Here is a 20,352-nt window from a genome sequence, read left to right as displayed (position 1 = left end):
TGGTCAGGGCATGGGACTATTTCGCCGCCGCCATGACGAACCCGCAGCTCAGCGGTTTCAGATGCGCGAGAAATTGCTGTCGATTGGCGATGACTTCTGGATTGAAGACGACCACGGCCAACGCGCCTACAAGGTCGATGGCAAGGCCGTCCGAATCCGGAACACGTTCGTTTTGGAGGACGCCTCGGGAAACGAGGTGGCGAGCATCCAGGAGCGCAAGCTCTCGATCCGGGACAAGGTCGCCATCGAGCGCGGCGGCGACACCGCCGCGACGGTCCACAAGGCGCTGGTCGGAATCCGGGACCGCTTCGCCATTGATGTGAAGGACGGCGCCGATATGAAGGCGCACGGGAACATGGTCGACCACGAGTACGAGATCGAGCGCGACGGCCACACGGTCGCCACGATCTCGAAGAAGTGGTTCCGCGTGCGGGAGTCCTACGGCGTCGAAGTGGCGGAAGGCCAGGACGTCCCGCTCATCCTGGCAATCACCGTCGCCATCGACTCCTTGACCTAGCCCGTTCAGCGAACATGGCGCCGAGGAACCGACCCCGCTCCCTTCTAGCCCCGACCCTTTGGAGGCTATTCGGGTTCTTGACAGCGAGCGCGGTCTGCGGCGTACTGGCGGCCAGCCTCTTTGTGCCCACCGTGGCCGCGACGGGCGTCGCCGTCAGCGATTCGATCAAATTGTTCAACGGCCTCCCGTCGGAACTGACCGTTGATCCGCCGTCGGAGTCGACCAAGGTGCTCAGCGCCGACGGGAAAACGATCGCCACCTTCTTCGCGGAAAACCGCGTGAAGGTCAAGCTGGACCAGATGTCCCCGTACGTCAAGGACGCGATCGTCGCGATCGAGGACCGCCGCTTCTACGAGCACGCCGGCATCGACCCCCAGGGGATTCTCCGGGCGCTGGTGTCCAACCTGACCAGCGGCGGAAGGCAGGGCGCCTCCACACTGACGCAGCAGTACGTCACCAACGTGCTCAATGAATCCCTCGTCTCTGCGGACAGGGGCGATCAGATTGTCCTCAACGGGCAAAAGAGCATGGCCGACAAGATTCGCGAGATGAAGCTCGCCGTCGAATTGGAGAAGAGGTTCACCAAGGACCAGATCCTTGAGGGGTACTTGAACATCGTGTTCTTCGCCCGGGATGCCTACGGCATTGAAGCCGCGGCCCGCTACTTCTTCAACACCACGGCCAAGGACCTCACGCTGCCGCAAGCTGCCCTGCTGGCAGGCCTCGTGAACAGCCCCAGCTTCTACAATCCTGCCCTCCATCCGGAAAACGCCGTCCAGCGACGCAACCAGGTGCTCGGCAGAATGCTCAGCGACGGCGCTATCTCCAAGGCGCAACATGATGCCGCCGTCGCCGCCCCGGTGGACCTTAAGATCACCCCCGGGATGCAGGGATGCGCCGGCGCCGAAATGGCACCGTACTTCTGCGACTACGTTTCCCACCTCATCCTCAACAATCCGGCCTACGGCGCGGATGTTGCCGAGCGCGAAAGGAAGCTGTTCCGCGGCGGCCTGACCATCAGAACCACCCTGGACAGCCGGCTGCAGGGTCCGGCGCAGGCGCAGGTCGATGCCACGGCCGGCGCCAATCCGGACAAATGGGGGGCTGCGATGGTCTCGATCGCGCCCGGAACGGGCAAAATCCTGGCGATGGCGCAAAACACCGTCTTTCTCCCGGCGCCCGGAAAATTCGATACCCAGCTGAACTTCAACGTCGATTCCAAGGATGCCAACGGCAACGACCTCAACGGCGCCGGCGGCTTCCAGCCAGGTTCCACCATGAAACCGTTCACATTCGCCGAATGGCTCAACGAGGGAAGACCCCTGACCGCCATAGTGGACGCCTCACGGCGGTCCTATCCCCTCGGATTTCGGTGGAGGTCTAGCTGCGGCAGGGTGCTCGGCGCCTACAATACGGCGCAGAGAGCCCTCGGCGCCGCGGATGACCTCCAGAACAACGATGAGGGTTACTACCGCAAGATGCCCGTCAACTACGGCCTCTACAACTCCATCAACACGGCAACTTTCGCCGAGGCCGCCCAACTCGACTTCTGCGGCATCCAGAAGATGGTGGACGCCGTGGGGATCCACAGCGGTGTGGACAACGCCCGGGTCAACATGCACCAGCTGGGCAACCTGCTCGGCGCCATCGGCGTGGCCCCGCTCCATCTCGCCAACGCGTTTGCCACCTTCGCCAACGACGGCAAATACTGCACACCCATTGCGATCACGGCAGTAACCGACGCAGCGGGACAGAAGCTGCCAGCCGAGACCAGCGCCTGTCATGGTGCGATCAAGCCCGAGGTCGCCCGCGGTGTGAACGCCGTGCTGCAGGACGTGCTCAAGCGCGGGTCAGGCGTTTACATCAAACCCAAGGTCCAAGACAAGTTTCCGACCGCGGCCAAGACAGGCACCTCCAATACCAACGGCGCCACCTGGGTAGTGGGCTACACGTCCGGCCTCGCCACGGCCTCCTTCTTCGGCGACACCCTCCAGGGCCAGAAGCGGCCCGGCCAGAACATCACCGTCAAAGGCAAGTTCTACAAGGCCATTGACGGGTACATGCTCGCCGGCCCGCAGTGGGCGAACTACATGCTGCAGGTCGCCGGATACTACCCCGCTGCTGCCTTCCCGAAGCCACCGGAATCCATGACCCGGAAGCAGTCCACGCCCCGTACCCCGTGCTTCCCCCGGTTTGATCGCGCCCGGTGTCGTTGACCTTGGCCCGGGATGCTGTGGCTCCGGATCTGCCCCTTATGCCATTGGGCTATACCATCGGGCCCGGAGCCTCTATCCTCTTGCCATGAGAGACGGGGGCAAATTCCGGCGAGGGGATTCGCGACACCGCACGCGAGTGGCTCGTGACTACCGATAGCGCCCAGCCGCAGGACAACTACGACGCTTTCCTGTCGCGGCTGGACGCCGCCACAACCAGCCTGAGCACGCGGGCCGGCTCGCTGGACAAGGCGATGGCAGCGGTCTCGTTGCTGTTGGGACCATATGAATCCGCCGTCCGGAAATGGGAACGACGGCGCCATTACGTCAGTGAGCAGCTCGCCGCGCACTCCGGGTCCCCGCAGTCCTACACCGCGCTGTGCGAGCTCCACATCGTGGCAGGAAAGATGGAATCGATGCTGCGCGGCCGTGTCGAGCGCGTCACCGAAAAGCTGGCCGTCATGCAAGGCCGGCGCGAGGCCATCGACAAGGCACTGCTGGAGCTTGAGCTGGGCAGAATCAAATTGACGTCGTCCCGGATGCTCTCACAGGACCGCCAAGAGTTGAGCAGCATCTTTTCTGAACTCGCCGGCACCACCGTTGCCACCGGAGCCATTCCCGATACGGGGCTGCTCACCGATCTGAAGGAAGCACGCGAGGCAATCATCCTGGCCGAAGCGCTCATGGAAGTGAAGGGGTACTAATCATGGAAATTTCACGGCGCGATCAGCCCCGCAAGGACACCGTCGCTGTTGTTCGCTGGTCAAAGAAACCTGGCGAAAACCCCGTGTTCAAGTTCATCTTGTCGAGTATTTTCGGATTGATCCTGTGCCTGTTCCTGATGATCTTCCTGCCCTTTCTCAGGAGTTTCGGTGCCATGGTTTTGTTTACCTTCCTCTTCGCCGCTCTCCTCACGGTGCGCACAGTCTCGGCCCAGAGGCGCTTCATGAAGGGGCTGACCAAGAGGGTGAATGACACCCTCGCCGAGGTCACGAGCAGCCCTGGCGACCAACTGTCGGTCAAGCAATTCCGGCACATGACCAAGAGCGGCGAGCAGCTTCCGCTCCTTGTCAGCGGCTTGCCCGGATTGAACCTGCATGTGGCTCGGGCTTCAACGCTGGAGAGGAATGCGCCGGAGAAATGGGTTGCGGTCTTCACGGTGGTCCCTCCGGAGAACGGGACCGCCAGCTTCGACCGCTTAGTGGCAGCGGCCGTCGATGCCCGGCACCGGTACCAGCAACCTGGTTAGTCGGCCGCCCCGCTGATCAGATCCAGCACGCGGTGCAGCGCCGGATTACGGGCTTCCCGCCTCCAGATGGCATGCAGTTCGACCGGATCGGTCTCGAATCCGCCCAGTTCAATGTATTCCACACCCTCAATGCCGAGGGCCATTGAGGATTGTGGGACCAGGGCTATTCCTCGCCCGGCCGCAACCAGGAAGATCATGGTCAAAATCTGGCTGACCGTGTGGACAAACGTGGGGTGGGATGAGACCAGGCTGATCACCAGGTCATAGAAGTAGCGCGCCTGGGTGGGCGAGTGCATGATCAGGTCTTCGCCGTGCAGGTCCTCGACGCTCACGAGCCGGTCCAGGCGCGTGAATCGGTGCCCCACAGGGACCGCCACCATGATCGGCTCCCGATAGAGCAGGCGCGAATCGAAAAGATCCTCATCAAAGGGCGGGCGGGCAAGCCCGAGGTCAATTTCGCCGTTGATCAAGGCGGCTGTCTGATCCTTGGTCACCATCTCCCGCAAGTCGATATCGACGTCCGGAAGCGCGCTCGAGATTTCATTGAGCAGGGCGCCGAGCAGCCCGAACGTCGACGCCGCCGTAAAGCCGATGCGGACGAAGCCGGCCGAGCCCTGGGAAATCCTCCGGGCCATGCTTGGAGCGGCTTCGGCGAGTTCGAGCAGCTTGACCGCATCCGTGAGGAAAGCCGAGCCGGCGGCTGTCAGCGCGACGCCCCGGTTGTCGCGCTCAAACAGCTGTACGCCGATTGACTTTTCGAGCTTTTGAATCTGCCGGCTCAGGGGTGGCTGGGTCATGTTGAGCCGCACGGCAGCGCGGCCAAAGTGGAGTTCCTCAGCGACGGCGACGAAGCCACGTAGTTGGTCCAGGGAATACATAATGCCGAAACAGTATCACGCCATGCCTTAATCGTCTTGGACACGCATCATTGGCCACCTCTAATGTTCAGTGGGAGCCGCCGACGTGACGGAACTCACCGAGAACGGCTCCGTCCTCGCAGCGAACATTCAAAGGAGAATCTTCATGATCAAGTCCACCTTCAGCCGACGGTCTGTACTCGGCGCGGGAACCGGCCTCGCCCTCGCCCTGGCCCTGACCGCCTGTGGCGGCAACGTTGCAAGCAACAGCGCGCCGTCAGATGGCAGCAAGTTCCCGTCGGGTCCGGTCACACTGACCATCGGGGCGGCCCCCGGAGGCAGCACGGACCTGATCGGCCGTGCCTTGGCCGAGAACGCCAGCTCGGGCCTGGGCGCACCGATCCCGGTCGTCAACAAGCCGGGCGCCAACGGCGCACTCGCCACCAAAGAAGTCGGCGGCGCCAAGGCGGATGGCCAGACGCTCGTCATCCTCAATGCCTCCCTCTTCGCCATCACCCCGCTGGCCGTGTCGGCCGATGAAGCTGTCAAGATCGAGGACTACGAGGTCATCACCGGGATTTCCCAGGACGACTACGTTCTGGTCACAAATGCCAGCTCCGGGATGAAGACGATGGAGCAGCTCACCAAGGCGGGCAAGAAGTTCAACTTCGCCACCACCGGCGTCGGCACGGGCAGCCAGCTCGCCCAGGCCCTGCTGTTCAAGCAGGCCGGAATCGAAGGCACCGATGTGCCGTTCGACGGCGGCGCTCCCGCCATGACTGCTCTCTTGGGCAACCAGGTCGATGTGGCGACCATCCAGCTGGCCGAAGCGATGCCGCAGATCAAGGCGGGCAAGCTCAACCCGGTGGTTGTCTTCTCGAAGGAACGGAACCAGTACCTGGCCGACACTCCGACGGCCATCGAAGCGGGCTACGACGTTCCGGTTTCGCAGTTCAGGGCCGTCGCGGCGCCGAAGGGCACCCCGGAGCCGGTGCTCGAGAAGCTGCGGGCAGCCTTTAAGGCCGCCTTTGCCTCCGACGCATACAAGGCGTTCAACAAGCAGAACCTGTTTACTGCAGCGGAAAACGATGGAGCGCAGGTCGCCAAGGACTGGGCAGCGGATGCGGCGAAGTTCAAGGAACTTGCACAGAAGTACGACGTGAACCTGGGCGGCGGGAAGTGACGTCAAGCTCCCAGCAGGAGGCTCCCCTGGGCACCTCCACCCCGCACGCAGCATCCGGCACCGGGTACTCAGCCACCGAAGCCGATCCTATCGAGCCGCTGACGGCCGAACAGCTGGCCGCTGAATGGGACGAGGAACGACCCCCGCCTGCCGGGCCCCTCGCCAATGTGGCGGCCGGTGTGGTGACGGCATTGCTCGGTGTTGCCGGCGTTGCACTGTCGCTGTCCATGGGCATCGGCACCCCCGAACGGCCGGAAGCCGGCATGTGGCCCCTCATCATCAGCCTGGTCATGGCGGTTCTGTCCGTGGCACTGCTGCTGTTCGGGCGCAAGACCCTGGATGCCGAGGCGTTTTCTTCTTCCAGCTGGCAGGTCGCCGCCGGTGTGGGGACCCTGATCGGGTTCGTCCTCGTCATCGGCCTGACCGGTTTTGAGATCCCCACGCTGCTCCTCACGTTCTTCTGGCTCAGGTTCCTTGGCAAGGAGACGTGGCGGATGTCGACCCTCCTGAGCGCAATCGTCACCGCCGCCTTCTACCTGATCTTCGTCGTGGCACTCAGCGTGCCCATCCCCCACCTTTTCTAGGGAAAATCATGGACATTTTCGGACCAGTCCTCAACGGATTCGGCGTCGTGCTGGAACCCACGAATCTGCTGTATTGCCTCATCGGCGTCGTCATCGGGATGCTCATCGGCGTTCTCCCCGGCCTCGGCCCGGCGGCCACCATCGCCATCCTCCTGCCGTTGACCTACGGCGTCGAACCGGTAACTGCCATCATCATGCTGTCCGGTATCTTTTACGGCGCGCAGTACGGCGGCACCATCACTTCGGTCCTGCTCAGGCTGCCAGGCGAAGCGTCCTCTGTGGTCACCGTCTTTGACGGCTACGCGCTGGCCCGGCAGGGCCGGGCGGGCACGGCGCTCGGGATAGCGGCCATCGGGTCCTTCTTCGGCGGAACCGTGTCCATCATCGGACTGACGCTCCTGGCACCGATCGTCGCCGGCTTCGCCCTCAGCTTCGGGCCGCCGGAGTACACCGCCCTTGCCATGCTGGGCATCCTGCTGGTCGCCACCGTGAGCAACGGCAGCAAAATCAAATCGATCATCGCCGCTTCCCTTGGACTGCTGCTAGCAACCGTGGGCCGGGACGGCTTCACGGGGGAATCGCGGTTCACCTTCGGCAGCCTCTCCCTCTCGGACGGCCTGGACTTCGTTCCAATCGCCATGGGCATCTTTGGGCTCGGCGAAATCCTGTACAACCTGGAGGAACGCCACAACAAGGTGCAGGCGCCCGCCAAAGTCGCCAACGTTTGGCCCTCGCGAAAGGACCTCAAGGAATCGTCGGGGGCTATCGGCCGGGGTTCGCTTCTGGGATTCTTCCTGGGAATCCTGCCCGGCGGCGGTGCCACCATCGCCTCCCTGGCGGCCTACGCCATGGAGAAGAAACGCGCCAAGAACCCCGAGCGGTTCGGACGCGGGGCAGTGGAGGGTGTCGCGGCACCGGAAAGTGCGAACAACGCCGCGGCTACATCGTCCTTCATCCCGCTCCTGACCCTGGGCATTCCCGCCAATGCCACCATGGCGATCATCTTTGGTGCGCTGCTGATCCAGGGCGTCACCCCCGGACCGCAGCTCGTGCAGGACAACCCGGAGCTCTTCTGGGGTGTCGTCAACTCGATGTACATCGGAAACATCCTGCTGCTGATCATGAGCATTCCGCTGGTCGGCGTCTTCGTGAAAATCCTCCGGATCCGGGCCGCAATCCTGGCACCGATCACGGTGCTCATCACCTTGATCGGTGTGTACACCATCAACAACAGCATTTTCGATATCTGGCTGGTCATCGCCTTCGGCGTCCTCGGCTACCTCATGAAGAAGTTCGGCTTTGAGCCGGGCCCGCTGGTGTTGGCCTTTGTTCTCGGATCATTGCTCGAAGAGAACCTGCGGCGCTCCCTGCTCCTGTTCGGCGGCGATCCGGCAGGTTTCGTCACGCGTCCCATCTCGGGTGTTCTCCTGCTCCTGTTCCTGCTGGTGATACTTCTGCCCCTGCTGCAGAAAGCAGTCAAGAAATCACGCGCCAACCGGGCACAGACCACGGCACCGCACACGGAAAAGGAAAAGGAAACGGTATGACTATCTTGATCGGCTACGTGCCCACCCCGGAAGGCGAGGCAGCCCTCGATACGGGAATCGCCGAGGGCAAGCTGCGAAGCGAAAGCATCGTCATTCTCAATTCGCCGCGCAAGGGTGCGCCGGTAGACGCCACCCTCGCGTCCGCTGACCAGGTTGCCGCACTGCTGAAGCGGGCCCACGACGCCGGGGTAACGGCGTCGATCCGCCAGCCGGGCCACACAGACGACCTGACTGATGAGTTCATCGACATCGCCGACGAGATCGATGCTTCCCTGATCGTCATCGGACTCCGCCGGAGGTCGCAGGTGGGGAAGTTCATCCTCGGGAGCCACTCCCAGCGGATCCTCCTGCAGGCCGACCGGCCGGTGCTGGCCGTGAAAGCCGGCGAAAAGTCCTAAAGCCCTCAGTCCCCCGTCCAGCAGCCCACGCCGGGCCCCGGACCACTATGCCAGGAGTATCAGAGCCGTGAACCACCTAGTCAGCCCAGCCGGACCCCACCGGATCAAGGACATCACCATCACTCCGGTGGCATTCAAGGATCCTCCCCTTCTCAACGCAGTCGGCGTGCATGAGCCGTTTGCGCTGAGGGCCATCGTGGAAGTCACCACCGACACCGGAATCTCGGGCCTCGGCGAAACCTACGGGGACGCCCCGCACCTGGAACGCCTGCGGCTGGCTGCGGGGGCCTTGGCCGGGGCGGACGTCTTCAACATCAACGACATGCGGCGCCGGGTCATCACCGCCTTGAGCGCCGATACCACGGTGGGCGGGCACGGGATGTCCGGCATGGTCACCGGCTCCAGCACACCGGACCGGGTGCTTTCCCCGTTCGATGTGGCATCGCTGGACATCCAGGGAAAAATCCTCGGGCGTCCCGTGAGCGACCTGCTGGGCGGCGCGGTGCGGGACGAAATCCCCTTCAGCGGCTACCTTTTCTACAAATGGGCCGGGCACCCCGGCCATTTGGAAGATTCCTGGGGAGCGGCGCTGGATCCGGAAGGCATCGTCCGGCAGGCCCGCCGGATGGTGGACGACTACGGCTTCACAGCCCTCAAGCTCAAGGCGGGTGTATTTCCGCCGGAGGAAGAAGTGGCCGCCATCAAGGCACTCCGGGACGCGTTCCCGGACCTCCCGCTGCGGATCGATCCCAATGCCGCCTGGACCGTGGAGACCTCCATCCGTGTGGGCAAGGACCTCGACGGGGTGCTCGAGTATCTTGAAGACCCCACGCCGGGTCTCGACGGCATGGCTGAAGTGCGCCGCAACGTCTCCATGCCGCTCGCGACGAACATGTGTGTGGTCAGTTTTGGCGACGTGCCGGGGTCCGTCGACGTCGGGGCCGTGGACGTGATCCTTTCGGACCACCACTTCTGGGGCGGCCTCCGGCGGTCCCAGGCCCTGGCGGGCATCACCGAGACCTTCGGTTTGGGGCTGTCCATGCACTCCAACTCGCACCTGGGCATCAGCCTGGCCGCCATGGTCCACCTCGCGGCGGCCACCCCCAACCTTGACTATGCGTGCGACACGCACTGGCCGTGGAAGGAGCCCGACGAGGACGTCATCGTGCCGGGACCCCTGGCGTTCCGCAACGGGGCCGTCGGTGTTCCCACCGCGCCGGGACTCGGCGTCGAGCTGGACCGCGAGGCCCTGGCACGGCTCCATGAGCAGTACTTGCAGTCCGGCATGGTCAACCGTGACGACACCGGCTACATGCAGAGCCTTCATCCCGACTACGAATTGGAATCCCCGCGATGGTGAATGACCGCATTACTGCGGTCAAGGTTTCCCTGGTGATCCTGCCCCTGCAGAAGCCGGCCAGTGACGCCAAGGTGCTGACCGGGAAGCAGAAGCCGCTCGCCGAAGTGGCGTTCCTGTTCGCGGAGATCACCTCCGAGGAGGGCCACGAAGGCGTCGGCTACAGCTACGCCCTGCGGGCGGGCGCGCCGGCGCTGTATGCACACGCACGGGAACTCGCTCCCGAACTGATCGGCGAGAACCCCAACGACATCCAGCGGATCTGGAGCAAGCTGGCTTGGTTGGGCCAGTCCGTGGGCCGCAGCGGGGTCACCGCCCAGGCTCTCGCCGCCTTCGATGTTGCCCTGTGGGATCTGAAGGCCAAGCGTGCCCGGCTGCCCCTGGCGCAACTCCTTGGCGCGCACCGGGACTCCGTTCCCTGTTACAACACCTCGGGCGGTTACCTTTCGACGCCCATCGATGAGTTGGTCGCCAATGCCCAGGCGTCCCTCGCCGCCGGCATTGGCGGAATCAAGATCAAGGTCGGCCAGCCCGACCGGCGGCTGGACCTCAGCCGCGTTGCTGCCGTCCGGTCGGCGCTGGGTGAAGACGTCCCGCTGATGGTCGATGCCAATCAGCAGTGGAACCGCACCACGGCAATCCGCATGGGGCTCGCCCTTGAGGAACACGGACTGACCTGGATCGAGGAGCCCCTGGATGCCTACGATGCCGACGGCCACGCCGAACTCGCCCGCCAGCTCGCAACGCCCATAGCTACCGGCGAAATGCTCACGAGTACCTCTGACCACTACGAGCTCATCCGGCGGGCCGCCGTGGACTTTATCCAGCCCGACGCTCCACGGGTCGGGGGCATTACGCCGTTCCTAAGGATCATGGCGCTGGGAGAACAGGCGAAAATGGCCATGGCGCCGCATTTTGCCATGGAAATCCACATCCACTTGTCGGCCGCCTATGAGCTGGACGCCTGGGTGGAGCATTTCGACTGGCTGGAGCCGCTCTTCGACGAGCGGCTGGAGATCCGCGCCGGACACATGCATGTGCCTTCGCGCCCCGGGCTGGGATTCAGCATCAGCGAACAGGCCCGGGCCTGGACGGTCACGGCGGACACGTTTACGGATACCCGCCTGCTGACCCCGCATCACAGCAATGCATAAAGGGTATCAACCCATACACAAATAGGCTTAGACAGACATAGATCCACTGCCTAGGCTGAAGAGGAACCAACACCACCCGCCCATCACGGCGCTCACCCGGAGGACCACATCGTGGCAAAGTACACACCCCAGGAACTGGCGAACGTCCTCAAGGACGGCCTGCTCTCCTTCCCCGTCACCTCGTTCGATGCCCAGCTGCAGTTCGATGAGGAAAACTACCGCAAGCACCTCGCCTGGCAGGCCAGCTTCCCGGTGGCCGGACTCTTCGCTGCAGGCGGAACCGGAGAAGGCTTTTCGCTGACCCCCGCCGAATCCGAGCGCGTGGTCCGTGCCGCCGTCGAGGAAGTCGGCGGCGTCGTCCCGGTCCTCGCCTCCGCCGGCGGATCGACTGCCCAGGCCGTCGAGAACGCCCGAGCCGCGGAAGCCGCCGGCGCCGAAGGCATCCTGCTGCTCCCGCCCTACCTGACCGAAGCGGACCAGGGCGGCCTGATCGAACACGTCAGCGCCATCTGCCGGTCCACCGCCCTGGGCGTCATCATCTACAACCGTGCCAACGCGATCTACAAGGACACCACCGTCGCCACGCTGGCCGACCGCCACGAGAACCTGATCGGCTTCAAGGACGGCGTGGGCGACCTCGAGCACGATGCCCGCGTTTACGCCAAGCTCGGCGACCGCCTGTTCTACCTCGGCGGCCTCCCGACGGCGGAGACCTTCGCCCTCCCGCTGCTGCAGCTGGGCATGAGCACCTACTCCAGCGCCATGTACAACTTCGTGCCCCAGTTTGCCCTGGACTTCTACCAGGACGTCCGCAACCAGGACCGGATCGCCGTCAACAAGAAGCTCAACGAGTTCGTGATCCCGTACCTGGACATCCGGGACCGGGTGAAGGGCTACTCCGTCTCCATCGTTAAGGGCGGCCTCGACGCGATCGGCCGCTCCGCCGGCGGAGTCCGTCCGCCGCTGCAGAACCTGGCGCCCCAGGACCTCGCAGACCTCAAGTCCCTCATCGCCACCGTTTCCTAGGAGGACGCACCGTGACACTCACCGGACGCTCACTCATTGCAGGCCAGGCCGTCGCCGGGGACGGCAAGACGGCGTACGCCTTCAATCCCGCCACCAACCTCCAGCTAGAGCCCGGCTACACGCTGCTCACCGAGGAGCAGCTGAAGGACGCCACCGCAGCAGCAGCGGCGGCCTACCCCTCCTTCAGCACTCTCGGCCCGGAAACGCACGCCCGGTTCCTCGAGGCCATTGCCGAGAACATTGAGGCGATCGGTGAGGAACTTGTCACCCGCGCGGGCCTCGAGACCGGGCTGCCGGCCGCAAGGCTCCAGGGCGAGCGGGCGCGCACCACCGGCCAGCTCCGGCTCTTCGCCGGCGTCGTTCGCCAGGGCGATTTCCGCGGCGTCCGGATCGACCCGGCGCTCCCGGAGCGCGCTCCCCTGCCGCGCGCCGACATCCGCCAGCGCCAGATCCCGCTGGGCCCGGTGGCCGTCTTCGGTGCCAGCAACTTCCCGCTGGCGTTCTCGACGGCGGGCGGCGACACCGCCTCTGCCCTCGCCGCCGGCTGCCCCGTGGTCTTCAAGGCCCACAACGCCCACCCGGGCACCGGCGAGCTCGTCGGCCAGGCCATCGTCAAGGCCGTCAAGGACCTGGGCCTGCACCCCGGCGTCTTCTCGCTGATTTACGGCCCCGGGGCCAGCATCGGCCAGGCCCTTGTGGCGGACCCCGCCATCAAGGCCGTCGGCTTCACCGGCTCGCAGAGCGCCGGCATCGCCCTGATGCGCACCGCCGCCGCCCGGCCGGAACCCATCCCGGTCTATGCGGAAATGTCCTCGCTCAACCCGGTCTTCGTCTTCCCCGGCGCCCTCAAAGGCGACGTGGATGCCCTGGCGCGGCAGTACGTGACCGCCGTCACCGGCAGCTCCGGCCAGCTGTGCACCTCCCCCGGCCTGCTGTTCGCCCCGGCCGGTGAGGCGGGCGACAGACTGGCTGCCGCCGTCGGCCGGGCCGTGTCCTCCTGCGCCGGGCAGACCATGCTGACGGCGGGCATCGCCGGGTTCTGGAATGCCGGCGCCGAGGCCCTGGGCTCAGCCGGGAACGTCGACGTCGTCGGCCGCGGCACTGAGGGGGCAACGAAGAACGCCCCGGCCCCGGCCATCTTCGGCACCCGCGTCTCCGAGTTCGTGTCCAACCCCGTGCTGCATCAGGAAATCTTCGGCGCCGCCAGCCTGGTGATCCGCTACTCAACCACCGAGGAACTCGTGGACGCCGCCACCCGGCTCGAAGGCCAGCTCACGGCCTCCCTGCAGCTGACCGAGTCGGACTACCGGGCGGCGGCACCGTTGATCCCGGTACTGGAGCAGAAGGTCGGCCGGATTATTGTCAACGGCTGGCCGACCGGCGTGGAAGTAGGCCACGCCATGGTGCACGGCGGCCCCTTCCCCGCCACATCGGACACACGGACCACCTCCGTGGGCACGTTGGCCATCAACCGGTTCCTGCGGCCCGTCGCCTACCAGAACCTGCCCCAGGAGCTGCTCCCGGTGCCGCTGCAGGACCCCAACCCCTGGCGGCTGAACCGCCGGATCGACGGCGTCGTCGAAGCCGCCGCAGCAGAAGAGGCAGCAACAGAGAAAGCGGAGGCCAACGCGTGAGCACGCAGCCCACCATTGCCCACGTTGAAGTGGTTCCGGTCGCCGGGCACGACAGCATGCTGATGAACCTCAGCGGCGCGCACGGCCCGTTCTTTACCCGCAACATCGTGATCATCACCGATTCGGACGGCCGCACCGGCCTCGGCGAAGTGCCGGGCGGGGAGAAGATCCGCGCCACCATCGAGGAGGCCGGCGCCTTCCTGGCCGGCCAGCCGGTGGCCCGCTACCGCTCCCTGCTGCGGGACGTCACGGCGAAGTTCGCCGACCGCGACGCCGGCGGCCGCGGCCTGCAGACCTTTGACCTGCGCACCACCGTCCATGCCGTCACCGCCGTCGAATCCGCACTCCTTGACCTGCACGGACAGTTCCTCGAAGTTCCGGTCGCGGAATTGCTCGGCGACGGCCAGCAGCGCAGCTCGGTGCCCATGCTCGGCTATCTGTTCTTCATCGGCGACCCCGGCCGGACGGATTTGCCATACCTGATGGAGGACGCGCCGGCAGACCGGTGGGAAAAGCTCCGCCGGCAGGAAGCCATGACGCCCGAGGCCGTGGTGGCCCTGGCCGAAGCAGCCCAAGAACGGTACGGCTTCAGCGACTTCAAGCTCAAGGGCGGCGTGCTCTCCGGCGACGCCGAGGTGGATGTGGTGACCGCCCTGGCCAAGCGCTTCCCGGAGGCCCGGATCACCCTTGATCCCAACGGCGCCTGGCTCCTGGAGGAGGCCATCCGCCTGGGCAAACGCATGCAGGGCGTGGTGGCGTACGCCGAAGACCCCTGCGGCGCGGAAGGCCGCTTCTCCGGACGGGAGGTCATGGCCGAATTCCGCCGTGCCACCGGGCTGAAGACTGCCACGAACATGATCGCCACGGACTGGCGCGAAATGTCCCACGCCATCCGCAGCAACGCCGTCGACATTCCCTTGGCGGACCCGCATTTCTGGACCATGCACGGATCCGTCCGGGTGGCGCAGATGTGCGCCGAATTCGGCCTGACCTGGGGATCGCACTCGAACAACCACTTCGACATCTCGCTAGCCATGTTCACCCACACCGGGGCGGCGGCCCCGGGCGAGATCACGGCGCTGGACACGCACTGGATCTGGCAGGACGGCCAGGGGCTCACCAAGGACCCGCTGCAGATCAAGGACGGTGCGATCAAGGTTCCGGACGCTCCCGGCCTCGGCATCGAGCTGGACCGCGACGCTCTGGACAAGGCACACCAGCTTTATCTGGAACACGGCCTGGACGCACGCGATGACAGCATCGGCATGCAGTACTACGTCGACGGCTGGTCTTTTGACCCCAAGCGGCCGTGCCTCGTTCGCTGAAGCAATCCCGGGCCGGGACCGGCAAATCAAATTGAAGAGCTAAGGTAAGGGCGAATTTTGGGCGGCGTTCTCACCGGCATACTGATTGTCGGCTCCGTCATCGCCGTCGGATATCTCGCGGCCCGGTTCCGGGTCCTCGGACCGGAGGTCCAGGGTGCCCTGACCCGTACCGCCTTTTACGTCACCAACCCGGCACTGCTGTTCACGGTGGTGGCCGGAAGTGATATCCGGGCCGCGCTGGGAACTGATGCCCCGCTGGCGCTGCTCTCCGCAGCGGCAGTGGGGCTGCTCTATTCCCTGCTGAGTTTCCTGTTCTTCCGCCGGCCGGTGGCGGAGACAGCCGTCGGGGCGATGGCCAGCAGCTACGGTAATGCCAATAACATCGGGATCCCCGTCTCCCTCTACGCCGTGGGAACGGCCCAGCACGTGGCTCCCGTCCTGTTGGCGCAGATCCTCGTCCTGGCACCGATCTATTTGACCGTGCTGGGCCTCGCGTCGGGATCGAAGATCCCCTGGCAGAAACTGCTGCTCCAGCCGTTCGCCAACCCCATGATCATCGCCTCCGGCCTGGGTGCAGCCGTCGCACTGACCGGCTGGACCCTTCCAGAACTGCTGCTGAAACCGATCGATATGCTCGCCGGCGGCGCCGTCCCCATGGTGCTGCTGGCCTTCGGTCTGTCCCTGGCCGGCAAGGCCCCGCTGCAAAAGGGCGACGGGCGCACCGAATCGCTCGTCGCCACCTTTCTGAAGATTGCCGGCATGCCCGTGATCGTCTGGGTCCTGGGCCGCTTCGTCTTCGGCCTCGAGGGGCAGCATCTGCTGGCCATCGTGATCATGGGGGCGCTGCCCACAGCCCAGAATGTCTTTCTCTTCGCCTCCCCGTACCGCCGCGGCGTGATCGTGGCCCGGGACGTCATCCTGTGCACCACCCTGCTCTGTTCCGGTTCCTTGCTGGTGATCGCCTGGTTGCTTAGCTGATGGTGGCGACCCAGGAAGCAACACTTGTTATACAAGTAACTAACTTGTAGCATAAGTTGAGCGGGGCGGAGTTGCCTCGCAGGAACTCCAGGGAGAACCATGACCAGCGTTGATCTCATCCGCCACGTAAAGCTGTCCACGGCCAGGCTTCCGCTCGCCGTTCCGATCAGCGACGCGAAAGTGTTCACCGGACGCCAGAAGCCGATGACCGAAGTCGTGTTCCTTTTCGCCGAAATCACCACCGAACAAGGACACAGCGGAATCGGCTTCAGCTACTCCAAGCGCGCCGGCGGGCCGGCCCAGTACGCGCACGCCAAGGAAGTTGCCGGAGGCATCATCGGTGAGGACCCCAACGACATCGGCAAGCTCTATACCAAGCTGCTGTGGGCCGGGGCCTCCGTCGGCCGCTCCGGAGTGGCCACCCAGGCGTTGGCCGCAATCGACATCGCGCTTTATGACCTCAAGGCCAAGCGCGCCGGCCTGCCGCTGGCCAAGTTCCTGGGCTCCTACCGCGACTCCGTCCAGACCTACAACACCTCGGGCGGCTTCCTGAACGCCTCCCTGGATGAGGTCAAGGCCCGCGCCACCGTCCTGCTGGACGAAGGCATTGGCGGCATCAAGATCAAGGTGGGCCTGCCGGACACCGCCGAGGACCTGCGCCGCGTCGCCGGCGTCCGCGAGCACATCGGCTGGGACGTGCCCCTCATGGTGGACGCCAACCAGCAGTGGGACCGCGCCACCGCCCTGCGGATGGGCCGGCGGCTGGAGGAATTCAACCTCGTCTGGATCGAGGAACCGCTCGACGCCTATGACTTCGAGGGCCATGCGGAGCTCGCCCGCGCCCTGGACACGCCCATCGCCACCGGCGAGATGCTGGCCTCGGTCGCGGAGCACAAGGGACTGATCAACGCCAACGGCTGTGACATCATCCAGCCCGATGCACCGCGCGTCGGAGGCATCACCCAGTTCCTGCGGCTCGCCGCCCTGGCCGACGAGCGCGGTCTCGGCCTCGCCCCGCACTTCGCCATGGAAATCCACCTCCACCTCGCCGCCGCTTACCCGCGCGAACCGTGGGTGGAGCACTTCGACTGGCTCGATCCGCTGTTCAACGAGCGCCTCGAAACCAAGAACGGCCGCATGCTGGTCCCGGACCGCCCCGGGCTCGGCATCTCCCTCAGCGAGCAGGCACGCGCCTGGACGACAGAGTCAGTGGAATTCGGCAAGTAACCTTGAAGCCATGAGCCGGAACCTGACTGCGGACCTCGCCAGCGATCTTCGCCGCCGCATCGTCGACGGCGTCATCGCGCCGGGCGCGAAGCTGCCCAGCGAACACACCCTGATCAGCGAATTTGGCGTCAGCCGGACCGTGGTCCGCTCTGCCCTGACCAGGCTGCAGGCAGAGGGACTGGTGGAAACCGAACGTGGGCGGGGCAGCTTTGCGCTGACCCCGCCCCCGGACGGGCCGCAGCAGTCCGCCGGGAGCCGCCCCGTGGCCACCCTGGAGGACCGCCTGTGGCAGCTGGAATTCCGCATCGCGGTGGAGTCCGAGGCCGCAGCCCTCGCCGCCAAGAATCACACAGACCGGCAGCTGGCGGCCGTGCGGAAGGCATTTGAAGACTTCACGGACAGCGCGGCGCACCCGGCACACGCCATGAAGGCTGACTACGAGTTCCACCGGGCCATTGCCGCAGCCTCCGGTAACCCCTTCTACTCCGACTGCCTCGCATCCCTGGGGCAGACCATGATCGCGATGCCCCGTCCCCGGCTCGTGGGCGGCGGCGAGCACGATGCGCGCGAGCACTTCGATCAGGTGGTGCAGGAGCACCAATCAATCGTCGCCGCCATCGCGGAGGGCGACGGGCCGTCGTCGTCAGCGGCAATGCGGAACCATCTGGCGAACTCACGACGCCGGTTGCGCGCCGCCGCTCCCGGCAACGTCTGAGGTCAGACCGCCGGAGACGGGCCTGAATCCCTAAAGGTATCGAGTGATGCAAATAATGTGTTGGACGGGCATTACCGCCGCCGAATAAAGTGGTGAATCGCTGTGGCGAGGGCCACAATCACCCCCGCCCCGGCTGACCAGCTTCGCCAATTCAAAGGAAATCTCCATGCAGTCTGTAGACAACGCTGTCACGGACGTGGCTTTTGCCACGAAAAAGTTCTTCAAGCGGGTGCTGCCCATCATGCTCGTCATGTTGGTGTGCAACCAGCTCAACCGGTCCAACATCGGCTACGCCCAGGAGCATTTGCAGGCGGATGTCGGGATCGGCGCTGCCGCCTACGGATTTGGAGCCGGGCTGTTCTTCGTCGCCTACGCAATCTTCGAACTGCCCAGCAACGTGATGATGGAGAAGTACGGCGCCAAGGTCTGGCTGGCCCGGATCATGGTGAGCTGGGGCATCGTCTCGTTCCTGATGGTGTTCGTGCAGAACGAGACCATGTTTTACGCCCTGAGGTTCCTCCTCGGCGCCGCGGAAGCCGGGTTCTTCCCCGCCGTCATCTTCTACTTCGCCCGCTGGGTGCCCGCCGGGCAGCGGGGCAAGGCAACGGCGATCTTCATCGCCGGATCCTCGGTCGCCGCCGCGATATCCGGCCCGATCGCCGGAATGCTGCTGAGCCTCCACGACGTCCTGGGGCTCCGCGGGTGGCAGTGGCTCTTCGGCTTCGAAGGATTGCTTTCCGTGGCGGTCGGCATCGCCGTATTCTTCGTCCTTGACGCCAAGATCCAAGATGCCAAATGGCTGACGGCGGGCGAAAAATTTGCCCTCACCGCGGCGATTGCGGACGAGGACGCCCAACACGCCCGCGCCTCAGGCGGGAATCCCAGCGGAAGGATCAACCGCTGGAAGATGCTGCTCAACCCGCAGATTCTCCTGCTCTGCGGCATCTACTTCTCCGTGCAGCTCTCCATCTACGCCAACACGTTCTGGCTGCCCAGCATCGTCAAGCAGATCCCCGGGACCACGGACCTGAGCGTCGGCTTCCTCTCCGCCATCCCCTGGGTCTGCGCCGTGATCGCCATGTACTTCGCCGCCAAGTGGCAGGACAAGGCCAAATCCAAGCGGCCCCTCCTCGTGGCTGCGCTCCTGGTCGCCGCCGTCGGCACCCTCGCAGCCGCCGTCGCCACCCCCGTACTGGCCCTCGTATTCCTGGCCATCGCCGCCATGGGATTCAAGAGCGCGTCACCGCTGTTCTGGACCATCCCCCAATCAGGCCTGCACCCCGTCATCCTGGCGCCGGCCATCGCCATCATCAACTCGCTGGGCAACCTCGGTGGCTTCGTGGCCCCCTTCGGATTCGGCATCATCAAGGAACAGACCGGCAGCGTCATACCGGGGCTCTTCGCCCTCGCCGCGGCATCAACAATCGCTGCCGCGCTCGTCTTCTTCCTCAAGGAGCGCAAGACCGAAGCCGCGGCCGTGCCCGCGGCCAGGTCCGAGGAGGCTTCGCCCTACGCCGTAGCCGCCAAATAGTTCCGGACGCGAAAAAGGAAGGCAGGCGCCCTATGGGCGCCTGCCTTTCGTCGCCCGCTGCCGCCCTCAGTCTCTCTTGCGTGCTTCCTGCAGGTGCCGGTCGAGTTTTTCTTCAGCTTCGCGGCGCCGCTGACCGACAATGCGAAGCTGCTGAGTGATCGGACTTCCGTAGCCATCAACGTCGCGGTGATGCGTGCCCTTCAGACGCTCGGGGCCGGAGGGCAAGGCCACCCGCGGTTCAGTATTTTCGCCCATATCGGGATGATCCCACAGTGCTCGCTGGCTGAAAAGCACTGCTTTTCCCCGACAATAAATCCGTGCAGACAATTGCGGCTTCACCCCAGGCTCGTGTCCCGATGAAGGTCCGTGTCGAGGGCGTGGGCGCTGGCCAACGTGGCCAGCAGGCTCCCCAGTTGCGCAGACTGTTCGCTGGTGAGCGGGGCCAGGAGCTCGGCTTCATGCCGTTCGGCGATCCCGCGCAGTTGTCCCAGCATTTTCGTGCCTTCGGCCGTCAGCCGAAGCTCGTAGTTCCGCCGGTCGGTGCTGCTGCGGACGCGGGCCACCAAGCCTCGCGCTTCCAGCGAATCGATGAGTGGAACAACCCGGCTCGGCACCGCTCCCAGGCGGTCGGCCAGGGACCGCTGGCTCAGCCCGGGAGCGCGGCCCAGCAGGCGGAGGACACCGGCGTCGCTCGGGGTCAGCCCGAGCTCGCGTGTGCGCTCTGCGAAACGTGCCGATGCCAGCGCCCCGAGCTGGGACAGCAGGAAAGCGGTTCGCTTCGACCGCGACAGGTCCAGTGAGTCCATGTCCCAATATTACGCCATTGACAGAATCATTCAACTGGTGAATCATTTTAG

Annotated in this window: 20 protein-coding genes; 17 read left to right on the top strand and 3 right to left on the bottom strand. The window is 65.0% G+C overall.

Features of this window, described 5'->3' with window-relative positions:
* Positions 1-10 precede the first annotated feature (10 nt).
* From M2428_RS09745 to M2428_RS09730, 4 genes are all read left to right on the top strand, one after another.
* Entirely contained in the window at positions 11-517 is a 507-nt protein-coding gene (locus M2428_RS09745; RefSeq protein WP_277525751.1) for an LURP-one-related family protein, read from the top strand.
* Positions 518-531: 14 nt separating this feature from the next.
* Positions 532-2,733 (top strand): transglycosylase domain-containing protein, encoded by a 2,202-nt coding sequence (locus M2428_RS09740; protein ID WP_277525750.1) that lies wholly within the window; start codon positions 532-534, stop codon positions 2,731-2,733.
* A 143-nt stretch (positions 2,734-2,876) separates the two neighbouring features.
* Entirely contained in the window at positions 2,877-3,434 is a 558-nt protein-coding gene (locus M2428_RS09735; RefSeq protein WP_277525749.1) for a hypothetical protein, read from the top strand.
* A 2-nt stretch (positions 3,435-3,436) separates the two neighbouring features.
* Entirely contained in the window at positions 3,437-3,979 is a 543-nt protein-coding gene (locus tag M2428_RS09730) for a hypothetical protein (RefSeq protein WP_277525748.1), read from the top strand.
* Here M2428_RS09730 and M2428_RS09725 read toward each other — a convergent pair.
* The gene (locus M2428_RS09725) at positions 3,976-4,857 is read right to left on the bottom strand and encodes a LysR family transcriptional regulator (RefSeq protein ID WP_277525747.1); all 882 of its coding nucleotides are present in this window, start codon (positions 4,855-4,857) and stop codon (positions 3,976-3,978) included. The two genes, M2428_RS09730 and M2428_RS09725, sit on opposite strands and share 4 nt — an antisense overlap.
* A gap of 85 nt (positions 4,858-4,942) precedes the next feature.
* Between M2428_RS09725 and M2428_RS09720 the strand changes: the two genes are divergently transcribed.
* From M2428_RS09720 to M2428_RS09660, 13 genes are all read left to right on the top strand, one after another.
* On the top strand, positions 4,943-6,019 hold the full coding sequence (locus M2428_RS09720) for a tripartite tricarboxylate transporter substrate binding protein (RefSeq protein ID WP_346780737.1): 1,077 nt from the start codon (positions 4,943-4,945) through the stop codon (positions 6,017-6,019).
* Positions 6,016-6,603: a tripartite tricarboxylate transporter TctB family protein gene (locus M2428_RS09715; RefSeq protein ID WP_277525746.1), complete on the top strand. Its 588-nt coding sequence runs from the start codon at positions 6,016-6,018 to the stop codon at positions 6,601-6,603. The genes M2428_RS09720 and M2428_RS09715 overlap by 4 nt, the downstream gene beginning before the upstream one ends.
* An 8-nt stretch (positions 6,604-6,611) precedes the next feature.
* Positions 6,612-8,150, top strand: a complete 1,539-nt coding sequence (locus tag M2428_RS09710; protein WP_277525745.1) for a tripartite tricarboxylate transporter permease — start codon at positions 6,612-6,614, stop codon at positions 8,148-8,150.
* On the top strand, positions 8,147-8,548 hold the full coding sequence (locus M2428_RS09705; RefSeq protein WP_277525744.1) for a universal stress protein: 402 nt from the start codon (positions 8,147-8,149) through the stop codon (positions 8,546-8,548). The genes M2428_RS09710 and M2428_RS09705 overlap by 4 nt, the downstream gene beginning before the upstream one ends.
* A 67-nt stretch (positions 8,549-8,615) precedes the next feature.
* The gene (locus tag M2428_RS09700) at positions 8,616-9,908 is read left to right on the top strand and encodes a glucarate dehydratase family protein (RefSeq protein WP_277525743.1); all 1,293 of its coding nucleotides are present in this window, start codon (positions 8,616-8,618) and stop codon (positions 9,906-9,908) included.
* Positions 9,902-11,059, top strand: coding sequence for a mandelate racemase/muconate lactonizing enzyme family protein (locus tag M2428_RS09695; protein WP_277525742.1), 1,158 nt, complete (start codon positions 9,902-9,904; stop codon positions 11,057-11,059). The genes M2428_RS09700 and M2428_RS09695 overlap by 7 nt, the downstream gene beginning before the upstream one ends.
* 111 nt (positions 11,060-11,170) lie before the next feature.
* Positions 11,171-12,085: a 5-dehydro-4-deoxyglucarate dehydratase gene (gene kdgD, locus M2428_RS09690; protein ID WP_277525741.1), complete on the top strand. Its 915-nt coding sequence runs from the start codon at positions 11,171-11,173 to the stop codon at positions 12,083-12,085.
* Positions 12,086-12,096: 11 nt separating this feature from the next.
* Positions 12,097-13,719 carry an aldehyde dehydrogenase (NADP(+)) gene (locus M2428_RS09685; protein ID WP_277525740.1) on the top strand — a complete coding sequence of 541 codons (1,623 nt, stop codon included), beginning with the start codon at positions 12,097-12,099 and terminating at the stop codon, positions 13,717-13,719.
* Positions 13,716-15,044, top strand: coding sequence for an enolase C-terminal domain-like protein (locus tag M2428_RS09680; RefSeq protein WP_277525739.1), 1,329 nt, complete (start codon positions 13,716-13,718; stop codon positions 15,042-15,044). The genes M2428_RS09685 and M2428_RS09680 overlap by 4 nt, the downstream gene beginning before the upstream one ends.
* 57 nt (positions 15,045-15,101) lie before the next feature.
* Positions 15,102-16,022 (top strand): AEC family transporter, encoded by a 921-nt coding sequence (locus M2428_RS09675; RefSeq protein WP_277525738.1) that lies wholly within the window; start codon positions 15,102-15,104, stop codon positions 16,020-16,022.
* A 99-nt stretch (positions 16,023-16,121) separates the two neighbouring features.
* Positions 16,122-17,249, top strand: a complete 1,128-nt coding sequence (locus tag M2428_RS09670; RefSeq protein WP_277525737.1) for a mandelate racemase/muconate lactonizing enzyme family protein — start codon at positions 16,122-16,124, stop codon at positions 17,247-17,249.
* A gap of 10 nt (positions 17,250-17,259) precedes the next feature.
* The gene (locus tag M2428_RS09665) at positions 17,260-17,964 is read left to right on the top strand and encodes a FadR/GntR family transcriptional regulator (protein ID WP_277525736.1); all 705 of its coding nucleotides are present in this window, start codon (positions 17,260-17,262) and stop codon (positions 17,962-17,964) included.
* 166 nt (positions 17,965-18,130) lie between these two features.
* Positions 18,131-19,495 carry an MFS transporter gene (locus tag M2428_RS09660; protein WP_277525735.1) on the top strand — a complete coding sequence of 455 codons (1,365 nt, stop codon included), beginning with the start codon at positions 18,131-18,133 and terminating at the stop codon, positions 19,493-19,495.
* A gap of 66 nt (positions 19,496-19,561) precedes the next feature.
* Here M2428_RS09660 and M2428_RS09655 read toward each other — a convergent pair whose 3' ends face one another.
* The gene (locus M2428_RS09655) at positions 19,562-19,789 is read right to left on the bottom strand and encodes a hypothetical protein (protein WP_277525734.1); all 228 of its coding nucleotides are present in this window, start codon (positions 19,787-19,789) and stop codon (positions 19,562-19,564) included.
* Positions 19,790-19,830: 41 nt separating this feature from the next.
* Positions 19,831-20,301: a MarR family transcriptional regulator gene (locus M2428_RS09650; protein WP_277525733.1), complete on the bottom strand. Its 471-nt coding sequence runs from the start codon at positions 20,299-20,301 to the stop codon at positions 19,831-19,833.
* Positions 20,302-20,352: the final 51 nt, after the last annotated feature.

The sequence above is a fragment of the Arthrobacter sp. ES3-54 genome, assembly GCF_029504395.1.
GTDB lineage: Bacteria > Actinomycetota > Actinomycetes > Actinomycetales > Micrococcaceae > Arthrobacter.
This window is presented reverse-complemented; position numbering and strand designations above follow the sequence as displayed.